The following is a 1,689-nucleotide window of genomic DNA, read 5'->3' on the forward strand; positions in this document are numbered from 1 at the left end:
CCCGCCATAATCGGCAACAAAGTAAACCAGAAAATCGCATCGCCAATCCCGGCAATTGGGCCAAACAGTGCCACTTTGAGGCCTTTAATAGTGTCGCGGTTTTCTCCTTTTTCTTCCATCGAAATTAATAACCCCATCAGGAATCCGACCAGATTCGGGTGGGTATTAATAAATTCGAGGTTATCTTTCATCGCCGCGCTTAAGCCCGGTTTGTCGTCCTTATAAATCTTTTTCAGGATCGGCAACATCGCCCAGGTAAAACCGCCCGCCTGCATCCTTTCGTAGTTAAAGCTCGCTTGCAGCAGCGACGAACGAAAGCCCAGACGGGTGATATCTTTTTTACTGATTTCAGATCCCATTGCTGTAGTCCTCTTCTTCATTTTTACTGGCAACGGGCTGCGGTTGCGCTTGCTGCCGGGATTTCGCATTGAAAAACTCATACACCGCAAAGCCTGCGCCCAGTACGGCAACCGGCAACAGGTTGCTGACCTGGATGTAGCAAACAAACAGGAAACCGGCGATCAGGTAAGGGATATATTGCGCTTTGAACATTACGCGCAGCAGCAAGCCAAAACCAACGGCAGGCAGAATACCGCCAGCCACTTCAAAGCCGTGGGTCAACCAGGCGGGCATCGCTTTCACCAGCGCCTGCATCGCCCCTTGTGCCAGGTAAGTACAGAGGAAAGCAATCACCGCATACGCTGAAGCGACGATGAGCATCGTTGTCCAGTTAAGCCGGGAAAACGCTGCCGTATCCGCCTCTTTCGCGCATTTATCGGCTTTGGTCATAAATAATGAGAAAGCGGAATAGAAGAACAGAATGACGTACTGCATTAACAAACTAAACGGCAGGCCAAGACCAATTGCTGTTTTGGCATCAACGCCCGTAGACCATGCAATGACGGTGGTCATCAGACCCGCCATAATCGGGTTGGGCGGCTGAACACCACCTGCAGGGGTTAATCCGGCGAAAGCCAACTCTGTCAGACCACCGGTAATTAAGCCAGTCTGAATATCACCGAGAATAGCGCCAGTTAGGGTACAAACGATTATCGGGCGGAATAAAAATAAGGCTTCCAGCCAAAAATCAATCCCCAGAACGAAAACTAACGCCGCCAGGGATAATCCCTGAAGTAGGGTTATTTCATGCATTTTTATTACCTCAAACCAATATTAAGGCGATTTTAGATTTAGTCAGGGATTTGTTCTTTTTGATCGCCAGGGACGTCCTGAATGAAAACATTCACGCCACGTTGTTTAATAAAACGTAAGTCCGCGAGATCCTGGTCATCGACATAAACTTTACTGCTGATTTGCTTTTTCCCTTCCGAGAAATGCATATTGCCGACGTTGATATCTTTCAGGTCAATGCCACCTTCTACCAATTTACGTACCGTTTGTGGCGTACGGCAAATCAGGAAGATCTTCTGATGCGGTGCAGCTTTGCCGATGACGTTAATGGTTTTTTCGATAGTAAAGAAACGAATGCCAAAGCCGTAGGTTTCTGCGGTAATACCCATTAATTTCTGTTGAATATCATCGTTAGCGACAACATCATCCACGACTACCAGCAGATTCGCACCGATGGTGGATGTCCAGGTCACGCCAACCTGACCGTGAACCAGACGGTTATCAATACGGGTTAAGAGAATATTTGGACTGCTCATTGTGTAATCCTCACCATAAAGT

Annotated in this window: 3 protein-coding genes; all 3 read right to left on the reverse strand. The window is 47.8% G+C overall.

Annotated features, from left to right (window positions below; all coding sequences use genetic code 11):
- The coding region (locus tag E0D98_RS23930) for a PTS system mannose/fructose/sorbose family transporter subunit IID (protein ID WP_001495376.1) at positions 1-359 on the reverse strand (359 nt) is incomplete at its 3' end.
- Positions 349-1,152, reverse strand: a complete 804-nt coding sequence (agaC, locus tag E0D98_RS23935; protein WP_000544489.1) for a PTS galactosamine transporter subunit IIC — start codon at positions 1,150-1,152, stop codon at positions 349-351. The genes agaC and E0D98_RS23930, both read right to left, overlap by 11 nt.
- Before the next feature lie 38 nt (positions 1,153-1,190).
- Positions 1,191-1,667: a PTS galactosamine transporter subunit IIB gene (gene agaB / locus E0D98_RS23940; RefSeq protein ID WP_000098017.1), complete on the reverse strand. Its 477-nt coding sequence runs from the start codon at positions 1,665-1,667 to the stop codon at positions 1,191-1,193.
- Positions 1,668-1,689: the final 22 nt, after the last annotated feature.

This window comes from Escherichia sp. KCJ4928 (genome assembly GCF_004352695.1).
GTDB lineage: Bacteria > Pseudomonadota > Gammaproteobacteria > Enterobacterales > Enterobacteriaceae > ECMA0423.